At 44.2% G+C, this 21,697-nt stretch carries 17 protein-coding genes; 6 read left to right on the forward strand and 11 right to left on the reverse strand.

The annotated features are described in order from the left end of the window. Positions 1–104: 104 nt before the first annotated feature. From N7U62_RS11350 to N7U62_RS11360, 3 genes are all read right to left on the reverse strand, one after another. Positions 105–1,127: a FecR family protein gene (locus N7U62_RS11350; protein ID WP_264138087.1), complete on the reverse strand. Its 1,023-nt coding sequence runs from the start codon at positions 1,125–1,127 to the stop codon at positions 105–107. Positions 1,128–1,259: 132 nt separating this feature from the next. Beyond that, on the reverse strand, positions 1,260–1,910 hold the full coding sequence (locus N7U62_RS11355) for an RNA polymerase sigma factor (RefSeq protein ID WP_264138088.1): 651 nt from the start codon (positions 1,908–1,910) through the stop codon (positions 1,260–1,262). Between the two features lie 174 nt (positions 1,911–2,084). Beyond that, positions 2,085–3,641 (reverse strand): alpha-N-arabinofuranosidase, encoded by a 1,557-nt coding sequence (locus N7U62_RS11360; protein WP_318840678.1) that lies wholly within the window; start codon positions 3,639–3,641, stop codon positions 2,085–2,087. A gap of 220 nt (positions 3,642–3,861) precedes the next feature. On the opposite strand from N7U62_RS11360, the gene N7U62_RS11365 reads away from it, so the two are divergent. Next, positions 3,862–5,130, forward strand: a complete 1,269-nt coding sequence (locus N7U62_RS11365) for a serine hydrolase domain-containing protein (RefSeq protein ID WP_264138089.1) — start codon at positions 3,862–3,864, stop codon at positions 5,128–5,130. Positions 5,131–5,224: 94 nt separating this feature from the next. Here N7U62_RS11365 and N7U62_RS11370 read toward each other — a convergent pair whose 3' ends face one another. Then, positions 5,225–5,842, reverse strand: coding sequence for a hypothetical protein (locus N7U62_RS11370; RefSeq protein WP_264138090.1), 618 nt, complete (start codon positions 5,840–5,842; stop codon positions 5,225–5,227). 196 nt (positions 5,843–6,038) lie between these two features. Between N7U62_RS11370 and N7U62_RS11375 the strand changes: the two genes are divergently transcribed. The 5 genes from N7U62_RS11375 (at position 6,039) to N7U62_RS11395 (ending at position 13,510) form a co-directional block, all read left to right on the forward strand. Continuing rightward, complete coding sequence (locus N7U62_RS11375; protein WP_264138091.1) at positions 6,039–6,596, forward strand: TetR/AcrR family transcriptional regulator; 558 nt, start codon at positions 6,039–6,041, stop codon at positions 6,594–6,596. 142 nt (positions 6,597–6,738) lie between these two features. Continuing rightward, a complete protein-coding gene (locus N7U62_RS11380) occupies positions 6,739–8,049 on the forward strand; it encodes a TolC family protein (protein WP_264138092.1) in 1,311 nt (436 codons plus the stop codon). A gap of 25 nt (positions 8,050–8,074) precedes the next feature. Beyond that, positions 8,075–9,187: an efflux RND transporter periplasmic adaptor subunit gene (locus tag N7U62_RS11385; RefSeq protein WP_264138093.1), complete on the forward strand. Its 1,113-nt coding sequence runs from the start codon at positions 8,075–8,077 to the stop codon at positions 9,185–9,187. Between the two features lie 135 nt (positions 9,188–9,322). Beyond that, entirely contained in the window at positions 9,323–12,484 is a 3,162-nt protein-coding gene (locus N7U62_RS11390) for an efflux RND transporter permease subunit (protein WP_264138094.1), read from the forward strand. A 468-nt stretch (positions 12,485–12,952) separates the two neighbouring features. After that, positions 12,953–13,510 (forward strand): DUF3575 domain-containing protein, encoded by a 558-nt coding sequence (locus tag N7U62_RS11395; protein ID WP_264138095.1) that lies wholly within the window; start codon positions 12,953–12,955, stop codon positions 13,508–13,510. Positions 13,511–13,682: 172 nt separating this feature from the next. On the opposite strand, the gene N7U62_RS11400 is transcribed toward N7U62_RS11395, so the two are convergent. From N7U62_RS11400 to nuoH, 7 genes are read right to left on the reverse strand one after another with little or no spacing between them, the layout of a single operon-like run. Continuing rightward, positions 13,683–15,137: an NADH-quinone oxidoreductase subunit N gene (locus tag N7U62_RS11400; RefSeq protein ID WP_264138096.1), complete on the reverse strand. Its 1,455-nt coding sequence runs from the start codon at positions 15,135–15,137 to the stop codon at positions 13,683–13,685. Then, on the reverse strand, positions 15,134–16,753 hold the full coding sequence (locus N7U62_RS11405) for a complex I subunit 4 family protein (RefSeq protein WP_264138097.1): 1,620 nt from the start codon (positions 16,751–16,753) through the stop codon (positions 15,134–15,136). Before N7U62_RS11405 ends, N7U62_RS11400 begins: the two co-directional genes overlap by 4 nt. Positions 16,754–16,765: 12 nt before the next feature. Further along, positions 16,766–18,694: an NADH-quinone oxidoreductase subunit 5 family protein gene (locus N7U62_RS11410; RefSeq protein ID WP_264138098.1), complete on the reverse strand. Its 1,929-nt coding sequence runs from the start codon at positions 18,692–18,694 to the stop codon at positions 16,766–16,768. Continuing rightward, positions 18,687–18,989, reverse strand: coding sequence for an NADH-quinone oxidoreductase subunit NuoK (nuoK, locus tag N7U62_RS11415; RefSeq protein WP_264138099.1), 303 nt, complete (start codon positions 18,987–18,989; stop codon positions 18,687–18,689). Before nuoK ends, N7U62_RS11410 begins: the two co-directional genes overlap by 8 nt. Next, positions 18,986–19,507: an NADH-quinone oxidoreductase subunit J family protein gene (locus N7U62_RS11420; RefSeq protein ID WP_264138100.1), complete on the reverse strand. Its 522-nt coding sequence runs from the start codon at positions 19,505–19,507 to the stop codon at positions 18,986–18,988. Before N7U62_RS11420 ends, nuoK begins: the two co-directional genes overlap by 4 nt. Continuing rightward, positions 19,508–20,671 carry a 4Fe-4S dicluster domain-containing protein gene (locus N7U62_RS11425; RefSeq protein ID WP_264138101.1) on the reverse strand — a complete coding sequence of 388 codons (1,164 nt, stop codon included), beginning with the start codon at positions 20,669–20,671 and terminating at the stop codon, positions 19,508–19,510. It lies immediately after the preceding gene. Between the two features lie 3 nt (positions 20,672–20,674). Then, positions 20,675–21,694, reverse strand: a complete 1,020-nt coding sequence (gene nuoH, locus N7U62_RS11430) for an NADH-quinone oxidoreductase subunit NuoH (RefSeq protein WP_264138102.1) — start codon at positions 21,692–21,694, stop codon at positions 20,675–20,677. Positions 21,695–21,697 lie beyond the last annotated feature (3 nt).

Genomic DNA, 21,697 nt, shown 5'->3' on the forward strand with positions numbered 1-21,697 from the left:
TTTGTGCCCACAGTTCCTGTAACATTTTAGCGGATGAGCCAGGGTTGTGGGTTTTTTTATAGTAATCTTTCTGCAATTATTGTTTTATATCATAGGCGTTTCGTTTATTTCAACCATACTTCCTTATCTTTTTTATTTATCTCAAATTCAAACTCATAGATGAATGACAAGCCCAGAAGTACATGCTCTAAACTCTGGTTTGTGAATTCACCTGAATAAGTACCGTTGCGCTTAAACCCGTTGGCTAAATGTATACTCACACCATACCATCTTTCTAATTTTCTTACAATCTCTTCTAGTGTATCTCCCTTGAAATAAAGGACTTTTTCCTTCCAACCAAAGGACAGTCTAGAATCCACTTTAGAAGTTCGGAGGCTACCATCCACTTTTGAATAAGAAGCCATTTGATTAGGCTTCAAAACTGCTTTTTCTCCAGAACCAGGAGTGTAAGCAACCTGTCCTGTAGCTACTGCTACTTGTGTGAATTCATCTTCAGGGTAGTTCCTAATGTTGAAGGAAGTCCCCAACACCTTCACTTTATCCTCATTGATATGGACATAAAAAGGTTGATCAGGATTCCTTTTGATATCGAAAAAAGCCTCCCCTGTTATAAGCTTAACAGATCTATGATCCTTATCAAAGGTCTCTGGAAATGATAATGTGCTCCCTGAGTTCAATACCACAACTGAGCCATCAGGTAGGTGTGTAGTTATCTTTTGTCCTAAATCAGCATGTTTTTCCACCCAGGCAATCTTTGGCTGCTCCTCAATCGGCTGCTCATTGTTGAAATAAGAGATGGCTATCACAAGTGCTACCGATGCAGCTACTGCATATGTCCAGATTTTACGTTGAATTGAGGGGCGAGCGCTTCTTCTGCTGACCACATGGCTATGATCCACTATTTTGCTCATGATACGATCATGAACTTCTTCTGACATTTTTTGATTTCTCTTCAGATTAGAAGATTGAATGATCTTACTTGCTGCGACTACTTGTCTTCGTCTTTCCGGATCATTTTCCATCCATTTTTCCCAGTAGTAAATCGAATCCTCCGTAGGATGTTTTACAAATCGAATGAAGTTTTCATTCTTTAAAAGCTCAAATATGCCTTGACTGGTATCTTTCATATCTTATCTCATGCCAAACAGATCCCCTGTTTACTTAGCTAGAGACAAGAGGGCGCTATATTATTACTAGATTTTTTGACTTTTTTTCAAAAAAACATTCAAACACAAAGCAACCCGCTGAACAACAGAGACTTACAATCTTTCCAAAAAAAGCAAAAAGAAATAAAACTTATCTAAATGCGGCCCCAAACTAGACTTCAGGTTATCCAGTGCCCTATAGGTAAGTATTCGGGCCGAGCCTACTTTGATCCCCATAACCTCAGCTATATCCGCATAGCTAAATCCCTGATAGAAATACAAGAATATAACCTCTCTCTGGCTGGAAGGGAGTTTATTGATCATTTGATGGACTATGACCAAGTCTTCCTCTTTTAATTCAATGGGAATGGCGGGCAATTCAAAGACAAATGTGAAGCCCTCTTCTAGCTGGATTTTATCCTCTTTTTTGAGTTGCCGAATAATTTTCCTTTTCAAGGAAGAAAAGAGATAACCTTTTACAGAATTGGCCTTCCCTAGCCTATCCCTCTTTTCTATCAACTCGATGAATAAATCCTGAATACAGTCTTGAACAAAAACCTCTCTTTTCGAAAATTGCTGGCCATATTGATATAGGACATCCGCATACTTTCGATATATAGAAATCAAACTTTGATCATCACCCTTTATGAAATTTTCCCATGCATAGCGCTCCTCCTTCTCGTTCAAAACCTGAACAGAACGCTCTTTTTTATTCTCAACCGAGCGATCATTTTTATCGTATTTTAGAGGCGAGTTCACAATCATGAATTGATAAAAATCCTGTAAGGGTATGAAAAACTATCCTGATTATCAAAGGATAAATAATCTTTTCGATTTTTTTATTCAAAGTAGAACTCAGCTTTAATCAGCTGATAACACCTTCAATTTAGGTAAAAACCACCCACTACAATTCGCAATGGGCGGTCTTTGTTCTAATGCCTATTTCACCTCCAACATCACTACTGACACAGCTGGCAGGGTCACTTCCAATTGATCTCCTTTGACTTTATAGTCCTTGAAAACTGTTGGTATCACCTTGTTAGGCTCGTCGAAGCTGTTGTGGTTTTGTATCTTGTCCGACACCAGTATCTCACCTGTAACAGCTGATTTTTTCAATCCAGCAAGTGGAATACTTATCGTGTAAGCTTCTTTTGAATCAATGTTTACAAGAGAGATATGCTTCTTTCCATCTTTGTCTACTGAGGCAGAAGCCGAAATAGCGGGTAACTCAGCCTCTCCTCGCTTATAGCTCACATTTTCAATCTCCATTGGAATCAATGTTGCATCGTGATGAGCTGTGTACATGCGCATCACATGATAAGTAGGCGTCAGGATCATCTTTTCTTCATCAGTTAAGATTACTGCCTGCAGTACATTGACGGCCTGTGCCAGATTGGCCATTTTTACTCGATCTGCATGGTTGTTAAAAATATTGAGTGTCATACCCGCAATCATTGCGTCTCTCATGGTGTTTTGCTGATAAAGAAAACCCGGATTCGTACCTTCTTCTACTTCGTACCAGCCACCCCATTCGTCTACGATCAAATCAATCTTTCCTTCTGGATCATACTTATCCATTATGGCCACATGCTTGGTTACCAGTTCTTCCATCTCATAGGCGCGCTGCAAGATGGTAAAATACTGCTCCTCATTAAAATCAACAGCGGGTCCTTTGGCTCCCCAATCGATCACAGAATAGTGGTGTAAAGCGATCCCATCAATCAGACGATTAGGAATATTCTTCATGAGTACCTCTGTCCAATTGTAATCGTTGCTACTGGCTCCAGATGCGATGCGCATGACTTTACCGTCATTGGTCCATCCTCCCATGTAGGTAGCAAACTGGCGATAAACATTAGCGTAATACTCGGCTGTCATATTACCACCACAGCCCCAGGCCTCATTGCCGACACCCCAGTAGCGTACACCCCAGGCATCTTCACGTCCATTCTCTCTTCTCAGATCAGACATTGGACTCACACCATCGTTGTTCACGTACTGCATCCAGTCTGCAAACTCTTTTACTGTTCCGCTACCTACATTACCAGAGAGGTAAGGCTCTGTGTCAAGCAGTTCACACATATTCAAGAACTCATGCGTACCGAAGCTATTGTCCTCGGTCACATCACCCCACCAGCGATTAACGATAGTCGGTCTTTGATCTTTAGGACCAATACCGTCTTGCCAGTGATAAGTATCTGCAAAACAACCACCCGGCCATCGGAGGTTTGGAATCTGAAGTTCCTTGAGTGCGTCGACTATATCATTTCGTACGCCATCAGTGTTTGGGATAGTAGTTTCGTCATCTCCTACATAAAATCCACCATAAATACAGCGGCCCAAATGCTCTGCAAAATGCCCATATATGTGCTTGCTAATTTGTGGACCTTCCGTTTGAGTTTCTAGATTGATGACTACTTTCTTTTGTGCATACATTAGAGTTGACAAACTCATCAGCATGCACAGAAATGCGATTTTTCTAATCATTGCTTTCATAATTAAGGAATTGAAAAATAATATTGTATGTGCTTTAAAGCTATAAACTTTAGCGCGAGCAACTTTAGCTAATAGACAGTTTATTTCGCAATTTCTTCTCTTTAGAAAAATTCAATCCTAAATGACTTATGTACCCCATCAATAAGTCAAAGCTACCTCTCGATATTATCTAATTCCTCTTTACTTTGGCAGTTGATTACACAGAAACAAACTAAAAGCTATGAAAAAAACATTATCCACTTCCGGCCTATTGATACTCCTCCTATTAGGCTTCATTGCTAACGCTCAAGAACTAGAACCTGCCACTCCCGAAGAGGTAGGAATGTCTACTGAACGTCTCGAAAGATTGACTCAGGTAATGAATGATTATGCCAGCAATGGAGAACTATCAGGGGGTGTAACTCTGGTCGCTCGAAAAGGAAAAATCGCCTACTATGAGTCATTCGGTCAAAATGACCTTGAAAAAGGTAACCCAATGGGCAAGGATGCCATTTTTCGAATCGCATCACAAACCAAAGCCATAGTTTCAGTCGGCATCATGATGCTGCAAGAAGAAGGAAAACTCCTTATTTCTGACCCTTTGGGCAAATACATTCCTGAATGGCAAGAAACCACTGTGGCTAAAAAGAAAAAAGACGGAAGCTATGAAGTAGTGAAAGCCAAAAGAGCCATCACACTCCGCGATTTACTGACTCATACCGCCGGAATCGGCTATGGCTGGGGACCTGCAGAAAAAGAATGGAGAGAAGCGGGAATTCAGGGGTGGTACTTTGCGGATAGAGATGAACCCGTACTGGATGTAATTAAACGCATGGCGAGCCTCCCTATGGATGCACAACCAGGAACTACATTCGTCTATGGTTACAATACAGATATTTTAGGTGCCGTGATCGAGGTGGTATCTGGCATGTCGCTCGACGAGTTCCTGACCAGCCGCATTCTCAAACCACTCGGTATGAACGACACACATTTCTACTTGCCTAAAAAGAAGAAAGATAGATTGGCCGTCGTGTATTCATCTACTGATCAGGGATTAAAAAGAGCACCAGAAAAAGCAGGAATGGAAAGCCAGGGCCAATACGCTAGCGGTCCGCAAAAGTGCTACTCGGGTGGAGCAGGTTTACTAAGCACTGCCTATGACTATGCCATCTTCTTGCAGATGATGCTGAACAAAGGCGAATACAATGGGGTGCGTATTCTTGCACCAAAATCCGTCGAACTGATGACAATGAACCACCTAAGAGACATCCCATTCCCATGGGAAGATGGCGTTGGTTTTGGTCTGGGATTCAAAACCATAGAAGATCAAGGTGCAAATGGCGTGATGGGCGACAAAGGCGAGTACGGCTGGGGTGGTGCTTACCATTCTACCTATTGGGTCAACCCAGCTGAAGACATGATCGTGGTATATTTCACCAACCTAATACCAGCTACAGTAGATGACCATGGTAAACTTAGAGTATTGGTCTACCAGTCAGTGATGGATTAATCAATAAAAAAGGGGCTGTCTCAAAAGTCTTTCTTTGTCATGTTGAGACAGCCTCTTTTTTATAGTTATTCTTGAAGGTTGATACCAGTCCTAACTAATTACTCAGTATCACGCTCGTACTGATATCCGTAAAGGTCTGCCCATCATTCAACACATATTCCAATTCGAATATTTGTGCTCCAGATTGGGAAGGTCCCTCTGTTAATTTGATTTCAAAGAAATAGTACAATACACCTTCCTCGTTGTTGGAAATATAATCCTCTAGCGAAAAGAATGAATCAAAATCATTGGTAGAATTAGTTATGATATTCATCACAACGATATCGTTAACCACTGCTCCCGCAGAATAATTGTCACTGTAGTCATTGACGGTCTTTACATAGAGCGTATCGATCCCAATCTTGTCTCCTTTATACCCTCCTTCAACACAGGACAAAGCCATCAGTGAACCATTTCGATCTATTCTCTGGGCAATGTAATCCACCTCCATCTCATAGCGGATAAAAAAAGAATCCCATGGCGTTTCTGTTGCCTGATCTACCGCTCTCGGACCTATAGTGGTAGACTGATAATTGTAAGATTTGATGCCCTGAATGGCAAAGTATGGGTGAGTATCTGGGCATTCTCCCCATGGATCACCCTGGTTGATGCATGATATCAGAGGATTGAACAAACTCAGCACAATAACTAGAAGTATTCGAATCGATTTCATAGTGTTTTTGTAGAAGACATATCAAAATTAATCTACCTATGGATTAAGACCCTTGATTCTGGTCATTGGTTGGAATTCAATTTTTTTGCTGCTCAACGACCAGAAAACATTATTTACAAAAATAATTGTTGCAACATGTAACCTTCCTGACAGTTTCAAAGTAAAACCGAATGAACATTCAATCTATATTTGCATCATGCAAGGAGATAAGAAAAAGGCAATACTAAAAAGTGCTCTGGAGTTGATCAACGAGCAAGGCTTTCATGGCACTTCTATGAGTCATCTGGCCAAGCACGCCAATGTAGCTGCAGGGACGATCTACCACTACTTCGATAGCAAAGAAGCCATGATATGTGCAGTACATACCCATATAGTGGATCGAGTACTTGACCAACTTGCCTTAACGGACGACCCCACCTTGCCATACAAGGAGCGCTACTATCGCATATGGTTCTCGATGTATGAATTTCACGTAGACAACCCGATGTTTTTACGCTTTTACGAACAATTCGTCAATTCTCCTTATTTCTTCAACAATACCAGTCGAATGAGAATCAGTGATTTCTATCATGAACTATTGAAAGAAGGAATAGAAAAAGGACACCTGGCAAAGCAAAATCCCGAAATACTGGCCAGTCTATTTATTGGAGGCATTATTTCCGCTTTGAAGATGACACTTTACAAAAAAATGAAACTGAGTAGAGAAGATTTGACTGACATCATAGACATGCATTGGAAAGGAATGTCAAAATAAGCTTAAGCCACCTCACCTTCTGTAACCACCAAAAAACTTAGAAGAGCAAACTATTTATTCATTGGATCGCAGGGCTCCGAATCATTTGAAGTTCAAGGACCCTGCGCTATCCAAAAAGACTCATATAACAACAAACAAAAAGATGAAACAAAGTTTAGGTTTCTTATTATTCATTCTGGTGCTGTGCCGATCGCTACCGAGCCTGGGGCAGACAACTTCACTCACACTGGACGAATGCATCGAATATGCACTCGAAAACCAACCTGCACTAGAACAATCTCTGATTGACCAGCAAATAGGCAGACATGAAATCAATGCAAGTCTGGCTGAATGGTTACCGCAGATTTCAGCCAATTATGCACTCAATCACAACATTGAGAGACAGTCTATGGTGATCGGAGATCAGACCATCCGAATGGGACAGAACTACAACTCGAACATCGAACTGAGGGCAGATCAAACTTTGTATAGTAATGAAGCTTTTCTGGCAAGTAGAGCTTCCCGAAACACCCGACTGAGACTTGAGCAGGATGTAGCTTCCACCAAAATCAATACCGTAGTAGATGTAAGCAAAGCCTTTTACGATATACTGTTGACTCGTGAGCAACTCAACATTTTGGACGAAAACATTGTGCGCCAACAAAAGCAATACAATGATGCTTTTGCCCAGTATGAAAATGGGATCGTAGACAAAACAGATTATCAGCGTGCCAGTATCACTTTGGCGAACACCCGTAGCTCAAGAAATAGGACGCAGGAATCCCTAAAAGCTAAGTTTGCTTACCTGAAGCAACTGATCGGTTTCCCCCTTGAGGAAGAATTCGACTTGAATTATAATTCCCAGCAAGTTCTTGAACGAGAAATCCAATTGGATACTACACAGGATTTGCAAATCGAAAGCAGGATTGAATACAGACAATTGACAACCGATCGTGAGCTACTAAAGCTGAACACCAACTACTATCAAATGGGCTTGATCCCCAGAGTCTCAGCTTATGTCAACTACAATCCTCAATATTTCAACAACAACTTTGGCGATTTGTATGGCACAGCATATCCTACATCTTCTGTAGGGTTGACGGCTAGCATTCCGATCTTCACAGGGAATAAAAGAATTCAGCAAATCAAAATAGCCAAGCTACAGGAGAGCCGATTGGACGTAACGATCGAAGACACAAAGCGAGCCATCAATACGGAATATCAAACGGCTTTGGCAAGCTACAAAAGTGACTATTTGGACATGACCACCCTGCGTAGCAATGCAGATCTGGCTCAGCAAGTTTACAACACCATCAAACTACAGTATGACGAAGGAATAAAGTCTTATCTGGAAGTAATCGTGGCAGAAACCGAATTACAAACCGCACAACTCAATTATCTAAACGCAGTATTCCAGTTGCTATCTAGCAAGCTGGATTTTCAAAAAGCCATAGGAACCATTGAAATCAATTGATAGCAAAGCATTTATCACAATCAACATGAAAATAACAAGCATTTTTAACCCAAGCAACCTCCTGCTCGCTGCGGTAGTTTTCACTGCTGCAGCTTGCACCGGAGGCAATAGTGCACCAAGACAACAAAGAGCGGCCGCTACTGTAACCACTGTAAAAGTAGAGGCCAAAGAAGTGACGGGGCTAGATAGCTACCCCGCCACGGTAGTACCTGTCAAAGAGGTAGAGTTGAGACCTCAACTCTCAGGATATATCACCAAAATCTTTGTAGAAGATGGTGAAACTGTAAAAAAAGGGCAAAAACTCTACGAAATTGACAGAACCAAATATGTGGCCGCCTACCAACAGGCAAAAGCCAATGTCGCCACTGCTGAGGCGAACCTGGCAAGAGTAGAGCAAGATTACAAGCGCTACCAATCGCTACAAGAACAAGACGCCATTGCATCTCAGCAGGTAGACTATGCCAAAGCAGACCTGAAGACAGCAAAAGCTCAGGTAGATGCAGCCAAAGCTCAGCTATCATCTGCTTCGAATGACCTGAACTACTCTACAGTAAAGGCGCCCTTTGATGGATCGATTGGGATACACAAAGTGCGAATCGGAGCGCAGGTATCTCCAGGACAACCTCTTTTGAATACCATTTCATCTTACGATCCTATGGCAGTTGATTTTGTCATCAATGAGAAAGAGATCCCAAGATTCAATAGACTGAAAAAAGAGGACCATTCTTCAGACTCCCTCTTCAGCCTGGCCTTTGGTGACAATAGTGATTATCCCTATCCCGGACGTGTCATTGCCATCGATCGAGCGGTGGGAAGACAGACGGGTACTTTGACCATACGTTTGGGATTCCCTAATCCAGAAAAAGACCTAATCCCTGGTATGACTGTAGACGTCAACGTGCTGAATCAGGACCACGGAAATCAGATAGCCATTCCATACAAAGCAGTAGTGGAGCAGATGGGTGAATTCTTCGTCTATGTAGATCAAAATGGTCAAGCGCATCAGCAGCGAGTGCACTTGGGCTCGGTAGTCGGCAAAGACATCGTGATAAGAGAAGGCCTTAAAGGAGGAGAAACACTGATCGTAGATGGCATACAGAAACTACGTGAGGGAACACCTGTAGAAGCGGCTAAATAGTTATTGGGTTATTAGAAATTGAGTTACTGGGTTATTGGATTAGAGCTGGCTATCATCCATCATTTCTTGACAGATGCTCTTGGTCAACTTAGTAACTAAATAACCTATTATCTCAATAATCAAAAAAGAAACAAAATGATATCAGACATATTCATCAAACGCCCTAATCTGGCGATCGTGATATCCGTGCTCCTTCTTCTGACAGGAACTTTGGCTATCCTAAACCTCCCTGTGACGCAGTATCCGGAGATTACCCCTCCTGTGGTATCCGTATCGGGCAACTATACCGGTGCTGATGCCGAAACGGTAGAACAAACCGTAGCTACACCAGTGGAGACACAGATCAACGGTACTCCGGGCATGACTTACTTATCCTCTACCAGCACCAGTACCGGACAGATGTCCATGAATGTGAACTTTGAGGTGGGAACAGATGTGGACATAGCCACGCTGGATGTACAAAACCGTGTAAGCATCGCCGAACCCACTCTTCCTGAGGCGGTAAGACGACTGGGTATGGTGGTAAGAAAGAGAAACCCTAGTATCATGATGGTGGTAGGGATCTACTCTCCTAAGGGCACACACGACCCCTCCTATTTGGACAATTACACCAACATATTCGTGAGAGATGCTTTGCTACGTGTACCTGGAGTAGGCGACATCAATTCTATCGGGCAGGATTTCAGTATGAGACTTTGGCTGAAGCCAGATAAAATGGCGCAATACGGAATTAAAACGCAGGAAGTAAGTGCCGCCATCCAGGAGCAAAACCTGCAAGTAGCTGCAGGTAAAGTTGGCGCCATGCCTCAGGTAGGTGAGCAAGCCTTTGAATATCCGATCACGGTGAATGGGCGACTCTCCGATCCTGAGGAGTTCGAGCAAATCATCGTACGAACGGATCCGAATACCGGTTCTATTGTTTACCTTAAGGATATCGCCAGAATCGAATTTGGACGCTTTGACTATGGCCGTTCATCCACGGTGAATGGCAAGCCTACTGCGCTGCTTTTGGTTTACCAGGCACCTGGTAGCAATGCCCTCAGTACGGCCGATGGCATCTACGAAAGATTAGAAGAGCTCAAAGCTTCCTTCCCTAACGATGTGGACTATGTCGTTTCTTTCGAATCTGTTTCGGTTGTAGACGTATCGATCTCAGAAGTGCTCCATACTTTGTTTGAGGCATTGATATTGGTGACCATCGTAGTATTCCTTTTCCTACAAAGTTGGAGAGCTACTCTGGTTCCGATTTTGGCTATCCCTGTGTCTATCGTGGGTACATTCATCTTCTTCATTCCACTAGGTTTTACGATCAACACGCTAACGCTATTCGGTTTCGTGTTGGCCATTGGTATCGTGGTGGATGACGCTATCGTGGTGGTGGAAGCCGTTCAACATTATATAGATGACAAAAAGCTCTCTGCCAGGGAAGCTACTAAACGTGCCATGAAGGACATCACTGCGCCGGTAATTGCCATTGCATTGATTCTGGCTGCTGTTTTCATTCCGGTAGGTTTTATTCCAGGAATAGTAGGTCGTCTCTATCAACAATTTGCGATTACTATCGCGATTTCGGTATTGATCTCCGCTTTTGTCGCTTTGACATTGACACCTGCACTATGTGCCTTGATGCTAAAGCCCATGAACCTGTCCAAGAAATCGACGGGGATCAATGGTCTGTTCTTCCGATTCAATGCCTGGTTTGCTCGTGTGACCGAATCCTATGGCAGTGGCGTGGCAAAAACCATCAAAGCAACACCTTATGTACTGATTGCCTTGATCTGTGTCTATGTGGGCACAGCTGGAATGTTCCAGATCAAACCTACGGGTTTTATTCCATCCGAAGACGAAGGTAGGATGTTCATAGCCATGGAACTGCCTGAAGCAGCTTCGACATCACGTACGCTGGAGACTATGGACAAAGTAGGAGCTATTCTAGCTCAGAACCCTGCCATCAAAAACTATACAGGTATAGCAGGTCTGAATGCCATCAATTTCTCATTCAAGTCCAACTCCGCGACCTACTTCATTCAGATGCATCCATGGGCAGAAAGAACCGACCCATCCATGCAACTCAATGCCGTAATGGGACAGCTATATGCCCAGTTTGCAGGCATACATGAAGCCAACATCCGCGTAGTGGCTCCTCCTGCCATCCCTGGTTTGGGTAGCACGGGTGGATTTAGTTTCATGCTGGAGCAGCGAGCAGGAGGAGAAGTTAAGGAACTGGAGGGAGTTCTCGGACAATTCCTGATGGCAGCCAACCAACGACCAGAGATCGCGATGGCTTACAGCTTCTTTACGGCAAAAGCACCAGGTTATCATGTAGAAGTGGACAGGGACAAAGCCAAAAAACTTGGAGTGGCTGTATCAGACATCTTCGCGACCATGTCTTCTTTCATGGGTAGCCAATACATCAACGACTTCACTAAGTACGGAAGAAACTTCCGCGTAGTAGCACAGGCTGACACCAGCTACCGCATGGACATTAAAGATTTGGAGCAATACTACGTCCAAAACAGAAATGGAGAATCTGTGCCTTTGAGTGCATTGGTGAGCTATGAAGTAAAAGAAAATGCACCCGTGATCAACCACTACAACCTTTTCCGTTCGGCAGAGATCAATGGAGCAGCAGCTCCAGGCTACAGTAGTGGTCAGGCACTGAGCGCACTGAAGGAAGTGGCAGCAGAAGTACTGCCAGCAGGTTATGGCTATGACTTTTCTGGTCTGAGCCGCGAGGAACTGAATGCGGGTAATAGTACAGTTATGATTTTTGCCCTGTCGATCATTATTGTTTTGCTCCTATTGGTAGGGCTTTATGAGAGTTGGTCGGTACCCTTCTCGATTCTGTTTTCGGTACCTCTGGGAGCTTTCGGAGCGATCATCGCACTGATCTGCCTGCCACACCTGAGCAACAACGTGTACGCACAGATCGGGTTGATCACGCTGATCGGTCTGGCAGCAAAAAATGCCATTCTGATTGTGGAATTTGCGAAGGAGCGGGTAGACCGTGGGATGGAAATCATTGCAGCTACTATCGAAGCGGTAAAGCTGAGACTAAGACCTATCGTCATGACCTCCCTCGCTTTCATACTCGGGGTGGTGCCATTGGCCTTGTCTTCGGGGGCTGGAGCCGTGGCTCGTCAGACCATCGGGTGGACAGTGATCGGAGGTATGCTAGCCGCTACCTTCCTGGCAATCTTCGTGGTGCCTGTGCTCTATGTGGTAATCACCCGCATCGCCTATGGTAAAAAAGGATTAGAAAAATTGCAGCAACAAGCTGCCTTAGAAGAGCAATAATTTTGATCGGTTATTGGTGATGATAGAGGCTACCTGTAGTGGGTAGCCTTTTTTTGTTTATATCCTCAAGGATTAAAGTCTGATTAAACAGCGATGGTTTAGTCACCGGTACTTTGGCGACAAGCCTTCTAAAAGCATAACCCAAGCATTTCATACTTACACTTTCTAGTTTAGATACGTATCTAAAACAAAAAACATAACTATAAAAATTTCTTTAGATACGTATCTCTTAACAAAAACATAGTGATAAGATTTTCCTTAGATACGTATCTAAGAAAAATTTCATAGGCATAAAAACCTGAAGGGATAGGGAAGGAATTTTGAAAGGGGGCATTGTACACACATAGACTTGACCTTTGGTTAAGGACAATACAAACTAGCAGAACCGCTGAAAGACTTTCTACTGCCAATTCAAGAATATTAATCCCTTTTTATTTTAATTTCGTGCCTCACCGTTAAAATCAACCCGTGAAACGCATACTACTACTGATCCTTTTTATTACCTATTCTTTAGTTTCAAAAGCTCAAAATACTGAATACAATAGTATGATTAAGTTTGAAACAGTACATGGAGGATTACATTTCACTCAAAAAATTAAAGACAGAAGCAGCATATCAATAATTGTTAATTATGACCTGCGATATCTGATCAACCCTAATTACTATGACCTTCAGATTTCTCCCGAATATAGGTTTCACCTTTCTAAAAAAAATGCTTGGCCAAGAGGCTTCTATATTGGCACTTACCTCTTCTTTAAAGATTTTGTAGTGGCAAGACCAATAGAACAAAATAATATAATGATTGACTCTAAAGATGAGATTGTGACTGCAGGTATTGGCATAAAACCAGGCTATCAATTGACGTTTCCAGCTTCAGGACGGTGGGTTATTGATTGGGGTTTAGGTTTTGGATATAATATATACAGAGATGTGAATAATGTAGAAGGTGTCCCCATCATCAATGAAGATAGCTACGACGTTAATTTCTCCGCTAATATTGCAGTCGGGTATGTATTTAGTAGATGAGACATTATATTAATTAGCTACTTATATCAACAAAATGAATCCGCTCAGAACTCACGTGCTTATCTACTCTGTCAGAGTGACGTAGTTCCTAAATAACACTGCTATAAAGAGACGCTATCGCCAATAACTAAATATCCTATTATCTATTTAACTCCTGAATCCCCAATTCAGGCTAAACCATCAACCCCAAAACCCAATCGGTCTTGAAGAAGGCGACTAGTACCACGAGAGCAGCTATCGATAAATAGATCAGCCTACGAATACTCAGCTGTGGTGACAGATCGGCGACAGCTGGCTTCACGAAGAGATAAAAAGGAATCTTCAGGTAGTAGAAAAGCGATAGAGCTGCGTTCAAAAGGCCTAAAGCGAAAAGCCAAAGTAAAAAAGCTTGATCGAGCTTGAGGTACTCTTCCCATAGGGCAGAGAAGATCAAAAGCTTGGCAGAGAATCCGCCGGTTGGTGGCAGACCGACCAATGATAGTAACACTATTGTCACAGCCACGCCCCACAGAGGAAATTGCTTGCCTAACCCTGCCAGTTCAGAGATGTTTTGAATGTCATTTTCTTCCATCCAGTCGATGAAGTAGAAGAGTGCGATGTTCATCACACCATAAACTACCGCATAAAAGAGCATGGCCTCATAAGCAAAGTCAGAACCTACAACTATCGCGATCAGCAATGTACCCGCATGAGCGATGGACGAATAGGCCATCATGCGCTTGGCATTGTCCTGAAGGAGTGCGGATAAGTTACCCACGAACATCGAGATCAGAGCTATGGCACTCAGCACCTGTTTCCAATCGAAAATATTGTATCCCAAAACCGCGATACTCTGCGTAAAGTGGAAGAAGAAAACCAAAACGGCAATCTTCGGCAATACAGAGATCAAAGCCACTGCAGAAATAGGTCCGGCCTGGTATACATCCGGTGACCAGATATGGAATGGCACCACAGACAACTTGAAAAAGATCCCCACCATAAAAAGCAACAGGGATAAATTCAGCCAAGTCGTATCATAGCCTTGCATGTACACCTCTGCGATCTGACTAATTTCCAGTCCGCCAATCAATCCATAGATCAAGGATAGACCATAAAGCATCAGACCGGAAGACATTGCTCCAAATAGCAGGTACTTGATTCCTGCCTCAAATCCTTTGCGTCCGAAAGCAAAAGAAATCAGCACATAGGAAGTAATCGATACCAGCTCGAGTGCCACATAAAAGAGCAATAGATTTCTTACCTGAATCAGGAAGAAACCTCCTAGCACGATCATAAGAATCAGAAACTGATATTCTCCTGTTTCACTCTGACGCTTACTATTGGGAAATAACAGCGATGCGCCCGCAATGAAAAGGAACAAATATTTGAGTGAATGAGTCGTCGAGTCTTGAAAAAGTATTTCGTTCAGGTAGTAGCCTTCGACTGTCATCATAGGTACTACCATAGCAGTTACCGCCAGCACGAGTAGTGTCAGCATCGTCTTGATCTGCGCTTGTTTGCCTCTACCGTAGATCAGATCGAACAGCACCACCAGCAAACTACCAATGATCAAAGTCAGCTCTGGTAGCAGGTAAGCAAACTCACCGATCAGGTTCGTCAGATAGCTATGAAATCCTTGTTGATTCAATTGCCTCCGCTTATGAGTGAAACATTGATTTCAGATTGAGACTGGATGTATTCAACAAATCCGATGATCGTCTCATTGGAGTAGTCGAGCAGCAGTCCTGGGAAGATCCCGAATAGGATCGCCAATACAGCCAAAGGCAAGATCATCAACCATTCTCTTTTGTCCAGATCAGGTAGATTCCAGCTTTCGTCTTTGATCCAAAATTTACCAAAGAACATGCGCTGCAATGCCCAAAGGAAGTAGGCTGCTCCCAGAATCAGACCTACCAATCCGGCTATCGCCATCCAGGTGCTCAGCGTGGCATCATTCACCGCCGCATCAAAGGCTCCAATCAATACCAGGAACTCCGCAATGAACCCAGAAAACCCTGGCAATCCAAGTGCCGCAAAGAATCCAACTAGCACTGTCGCACTGAAGTATGGCATTTTAGCAGCCAGGCCGCTGAAGTTGCCGATCTCTCGATTGCCCGTACGATCGTAAATCACACCCACCAATATGAAGAGTAGGGCAGAAATCACCCCGTGGCTAAACATCTGGAACATCGCTCCAGAGTTACCTTCTATGGTAAGGGATGCCAATCCCAGCATCACAAATCCCATGTGAGACACAGAGGAGTAAGCGATTAATTTCTTTAGATCAGACTGAGCCATAGCAACCAATGCTGCATAGATAATCGCCAGAACACCAAACAGTCCAATTACCCAGGCAAAGTCAGCTGCATATTCAGGGAAGATACTGTAAGCGATACGGTAAAACCCATACCCTCCAATCTTTAACAGCACACCTGCCAATACCACCGAAATAGGGGTTGGAGCCTCCACGTGCGCATCTGGCAACCAGGTATGAACCGGAACAGCAGGTAGCTTGATCGCGAACCCAATCATCAGGAACACAAATGCCCACATGCGAATATCTGTCGCAGCACCAAAGCCCAATAGGGCATCTGGTAGATAGTTGGCCGGATCCATCATTTTCATGATATCAAAAGTATGCACCGTCGACCCAGGTGCTTCTACTACAGAGAGGTTCAGTCCGATCATCACCATCAGGATGAAAAGTGATCCCACCAGGGTGTAGATATAAAATTTCATTGAAGCGTATTCCCTTCTTTTGCCTCCCCAGATTCCGATCAGGAAGTACATCGGTAGTAGCATGAACTCAAAGAAAAGGAAGAACAAAAACATATCCATGGCCACAAAACAACCCACCACACTGGTTGTCAAAATCATGTAAAGCAGGAAGTAGCCTTTCACGCTTTTTTGGATGCTCCAGGAGGAGATCACACCGATCAGCATCACGATGGCTGTAAGTAAGACCATCAATATATTGAGTCCATCAACGGCCACAAAGTACTGGATCAACAGGCTACCAAAGGAGCCGATATTAAGGCTGATCCAATCCATCTTCTCTGAGAATTGCAAGCTGGAGGCGCCATAGCCTTCCAGTCCCTTGTCGAAACCTGCCAGCAAAACCAGAGAGAGCACAAGCTCCACAGCAGTTGCCGCCAGGGCGATAATTTTGAAGAGTTGAGCCTTGTCCCTGGGGACGAAAAGCATGATCCCTGCTGCTAAGAGCGGGACGAATATCAACCATGACAATATGTGATCAAGGATCATAACCCCGAATGATTAAATCAAAAAATAAACTATTACAATGAGCCCAAACAGCGCCCACACAAAATACATCTGCACATTGCCGCCCTGAAAGCTGCGTGTGCGATCACCCGCAAAGCGAGTCAGCCATGCACTGAACTTCACCAGTCCATCCACTACATGCTTATCGATCAGCCCTACGAAATGCGCAAAGACTACCTCGCCTTTCGCCAACAGATCGAGCGCCCGATCCAATATTTTCTTATCCCAGAAGAACAGCACTGCGCCTGTCTTCATCGTCCCTACTGCCATCACTTTTCTGTGGAAATGATCCAGATAGAAATTCTCTGATGATAGGGAATAAAACACCTTTTTGGTACCACCGACTAGTCCTAGCAACTGGCCTTTTCTCACATAGAAGAAAGCTACCATTATCCCACTAGCTGCCAGCACAAAGGACACCACAGGCAGCCATGTATAGTGAGCCATTTCTGTATTCACGATAAGCGTAGACAGTTGATCAGTCAACCAACCATGCGCACCGAAAGGGTTCCATGCAAACACCAACCAGAAAGACAGTGCCGCTAAGATCAACAAGGGAACTTTCACTCTAATGTTTTCTTGGAACAAACCTTCTTCTGTCTCTCCATAGAAAACCTTGAAGTACAACCTCGCCATATAGCAGGCAGTCATAAACACAGACACAAAAGCAAACACTACTACAACACCCGGCAAATCAGAGGACAACACAGCTCCCAGAATCAATTCCTTGGATAGGAAACCTGAGAATAAAGGAATCCCTGCTAGCGACAAAGTACAGATCGTAAACACACGAAAAGTAGTCGGTAGCACTTTCTTCAATCCACCCATATTGCGGATATCCTGACCGTCGAACCCATGCTCCTTGGTCTCATGATAGTAATGGATGATACTACCCGAGCAAAGGAACAAACCGGCCTTGAAGAAAGCGTGTGTCACCAAATGGAAGAATGCCGCCATCGGATAACCTGCGCCTACTGCGATCACCATGTAGCCCAACTGAGATACCGTCGAGTAGGCCAATATTTTCTTAATGTCATTTTGAGCAAATGCTGCAAAAGCACCCGTGAAGGCTGTGATTCCACCTATCACCCCGATGATTTGGAGCACATCCGAAGAAAGCAAAGGGAAAACCCTTACCAATAGATACACACCAGCTGCTACCATGGTCGCTGCGTGGATGAGGGCTGATACTGGAGTAGGCCCAGTCATCGCATCCGGAAGCCAGGTTTGTAAGGGAAACTGTGCCGACTTACCAACCGCAGCTAGAAACAGTCCAATTCCAGCCATCGTCAACATGGCCGCCGGGATACTTGGCAACAAATCGGTTTTAGCTAGTAGCTCCTGAATATTGAGCGTATCGAAATAAGCGTAAAGAATAAAAATACCCAGCAAGAAGCCCGCATCCCCTACTTTGTTCATCACAAAAGCTTTGAATGAAGAGATCGGTGGTTTCTCCTGAGAAAACCAAAAACCGATCAGCAAGTAGGATGAGAAACCTACCAACTCCCAAAACACAAAGGTTAGGAGTAGATTAGAAGAAAGCACAATGCCGTACATCGAGAAGGCAAAGAGCCCCAGCAGCGCAAAGTATCGTGCTCGACTTTCGTCGTGCTTCATGTACTCTTGAGAGAAAATAGCGACTAGCAGTGCCACGATCGCCACGACCAGCACCATGATTCCACTCAATTTATCGTACCACAGCCCAACAGAGAATGTTATCTCACCCAGAGGAATCCAGCTAACTTCTAAAGAAGTTCCAGATGGTACTTGTACATAAGCGTAAACTGCCGCTATCAAAACTGCCGCAAAGACAGAGGTAAGGACCTTGCCCGCCGATCGTTTACCCGACAGGTAAGTCACCAATCCTCCTACCAATGGAAGGAGCAAAATCACTAATATCCATATCGCCGCTACCTCACCCATTCAATTCATCTAGTTCGTCAATGTCAGAAACCTGTTGGTGGCGATACACCTGATACACGATAGCCAGTGCCACAGCAGACTCTGCCACGGCCACTACGATCACAAAAAGCGACATCATCTGCCCCGTCAACATCGGATCATTTTGCGAGAATGCCACGAAATTGATATTGGCCGCATTGAGGATCAGCTCCACGCCTACCAGTACCATGATGGCATTTCGCTTGACAATGATGATCAACAAACCGATGATCAACAACGCTGCGCTTAGGACGATATAGTGTTCTACAGGTATCACTTCTTTTCAAATTTTGAGCCCGCCAAATAAGCCGCTCCGATCAATGCCATCAGCAAAAGCATGGCTGTCAATTCCAGCGCCACCAACTGACGTGTCATCAAGTTGACGCCAATGGTCTGCGTAGTGCTCAATTCCAGATCCCATGCTGCTCCAAAATCTGCCAACTGAAAATCACTTTTCAGTGCCGCAGCAAAAATCAGCACCAACCCTACTCCTACGATCAGAGCAGGAAATATTCTTTTGTTCTGCGTTTCGAGCTTGCTGCCATCGATTCGATTAGTCAGCATCACGCCAAACATCATCAGGATCAAAACCCCACCAATGTAGATCATGATCTGAGTTACGCCTACAAACTCCGCATTGGAGGTGAGATAAATAGCTGCCACTGCAAAAAACACGATCACCAGCATGAATACCGAATGCACGATATTCTTAGAAAACAAGATCATCAAAGCTGACACCACCGCCAGTCCGGCGAATGCGTAAAAAGCCAATATGTTAAAATCGATCGCTTCCACTTAGTCGTCTTTTTTCTTTGGTTTTATCTTGGGCCTAAATTTTGGCTTAGCGCTTGACGCCTCACGCTCAGCGCCTTGATCAGCACCTTCCTCCTTTGGAGTTTCATCCGTAGGTTTCTTCTTTATTTTTGGACGGAAAACAGGTTTAGCCGCTTTTGGTTTTTCTTCTTCCGTTTTCACTTCGGCAGACTTTTGACTCTCGACTCCCGACTCCTGACTTTCTTCCTTCTTCTTGATCTTTGGACGGAAGACAGGTTTAGCTGCTTTTGGCTTATCGGTTGACTGTCCACCGTCGACGGTCGACTGTTGACTGTCGTCCGCTGACTTTTTGATCTTAGGTCTGAACACTGGCTTGGCTGCTTTCGGCTTTGTACCTTCTGCTTTCACTTCGCCCGACTCTTGTCTCCCATCTTCCGACTTCTTCACCTTCGGACGAAACATCGGCTTTGCGCTTGACGCTGAGCGCTGTGCGCTTGGCTTTTCCGCAGTCTCTTGACGCTCGTCTCCTGACTCTTGACTAGTAGCCGCAGGCTTCACCTTTGGCTTGAATGCAGGCTTTGCAGCTGGCTTCTTTTCTGCAGCTTTAGCGGCGGCAGCTTCTGCTTTCGCCTTTTCTTTCTGCGCATTGAATTCCTCCAGCTCTTTCTTTTTCGCATCGATGACATCTTCGGTCATATCCGAGAACTCAAAATTATGCGCCTTCAGGTCAAACACACTAAAGTCATATTCACTGGTCATCGTCAGACATTCCGTAGGGCATACCGTAGTACATAGCCCACAGAAACAGCATTTGGACATGTCTATGTCAAACTTGGCCGGGTATATCTTTTTAGAAGTCCCATCAGAGGTCTTCCCTATTTCTTCAACTGCCCGTACTGGTTCTATATCGATACAGTTGACCGGGCAGACCTTCGCACACTTGTCGCATACGATACAGTCTTCGATTTCATTATGTAATTGATAGCGGCCATTGGTCGGTACGGGTAGCACCTCTCTTGGGTATTGCAGAGTAAATATCCCTTCCTTCTGCTCAAAGTAGTTCTTATCCGAAACCCCGATCGGTTTGCGTGAGTGTCTGGCCTGTACAAAGTGGCGCCATGTCAACTTCAGACCATATAGAAGCGAACCGGTGGTTTGGGCGATATTTTTGAAATAGCTACTCATCCTTTACATCCACAATTTCCAAATCCCTGAAACAAAAACCATCAAAAGGCCGATTGGTGTTAGGTACTTCCAGCTGAGCGACATCATTTGATCTACTCTCACGCGGGGATAAGTCCAACGCACCCACATCTGCACAAAGATCAAAAACATGGCCTTGGACATCAACCAAAACACACCCCAAAAGTCCGCAATGATGCTTCCTTCTGGACCGGTGGTCCATTCAGCCAATGCTACGGGCCCGATATTAGGCAGCGGCGTATTCCAACTTCCCAAAAACAAAATGGCGGCAATCAACGACACCAGTAGCATCATACCATACTCCGCCAGCATAATTATTCCCCATCTGAACCCCGAATATTCTGTATGAAAGCCACCAATCAACTCGGATTCAGATTCCGGTAAATCAAATGGCGTACGATTAGATTCTGCCAAGGAGGAAATAAAATAGATGACAAACACAATGATCAGAAATGGATACTGGATGATATTCCAGTGAACAAAACCTAATTCACCCTGCTGCAAAAAAGACATCTCCTGCAAACTAACAGTACCCGAAAGCATGATCACGCAAAGGATGGATAGCCCTAAAGGGATTTCATACGAAACGATTTGGGCTACCGATCGCATAGCTCCGAAGAGCGAGAATTTGCTATTGGATCCCCAACCCGCCATCAGGATACCGATAACATCCAATGAAATCACAGCCATCAGGAAGTAAATTCCTGTTTCTGCCCCAGAGCCATTGATGGAAGCAGTGAGTGGCAAAACAGCAAACCCAGTAAAGACCGATACGAATATGATGATTGGCGCCAACATGAACAGCTTACGATCCGCTGCTGTGGCGATGATGTCTTCTTTCTGCATCATTTTGAGTCCGTCTGCCAGCGTCTGCAGCAAACCGAACTTACCCACCTCCATAGGACCTAGCCTGTCTTGCATAAAGGCAGACACCTTACGCTCAGCGTAGACACCGATCAGCGCAAAAATGAGGACAAATGGAAGGTAAAATAAAAAGGCGAACATTGA

The sequence above is a fragment of the Reichenbachiella ulvae genome (assembly GCF_025833875.1).
GTDB classification, from domain to species: Bacteria; Bacteroidota; Bacteroidia; order Cytophagales; family Cyclobacteriaceae; genus Reichenbachiella; species Reichenbachiella ulvae.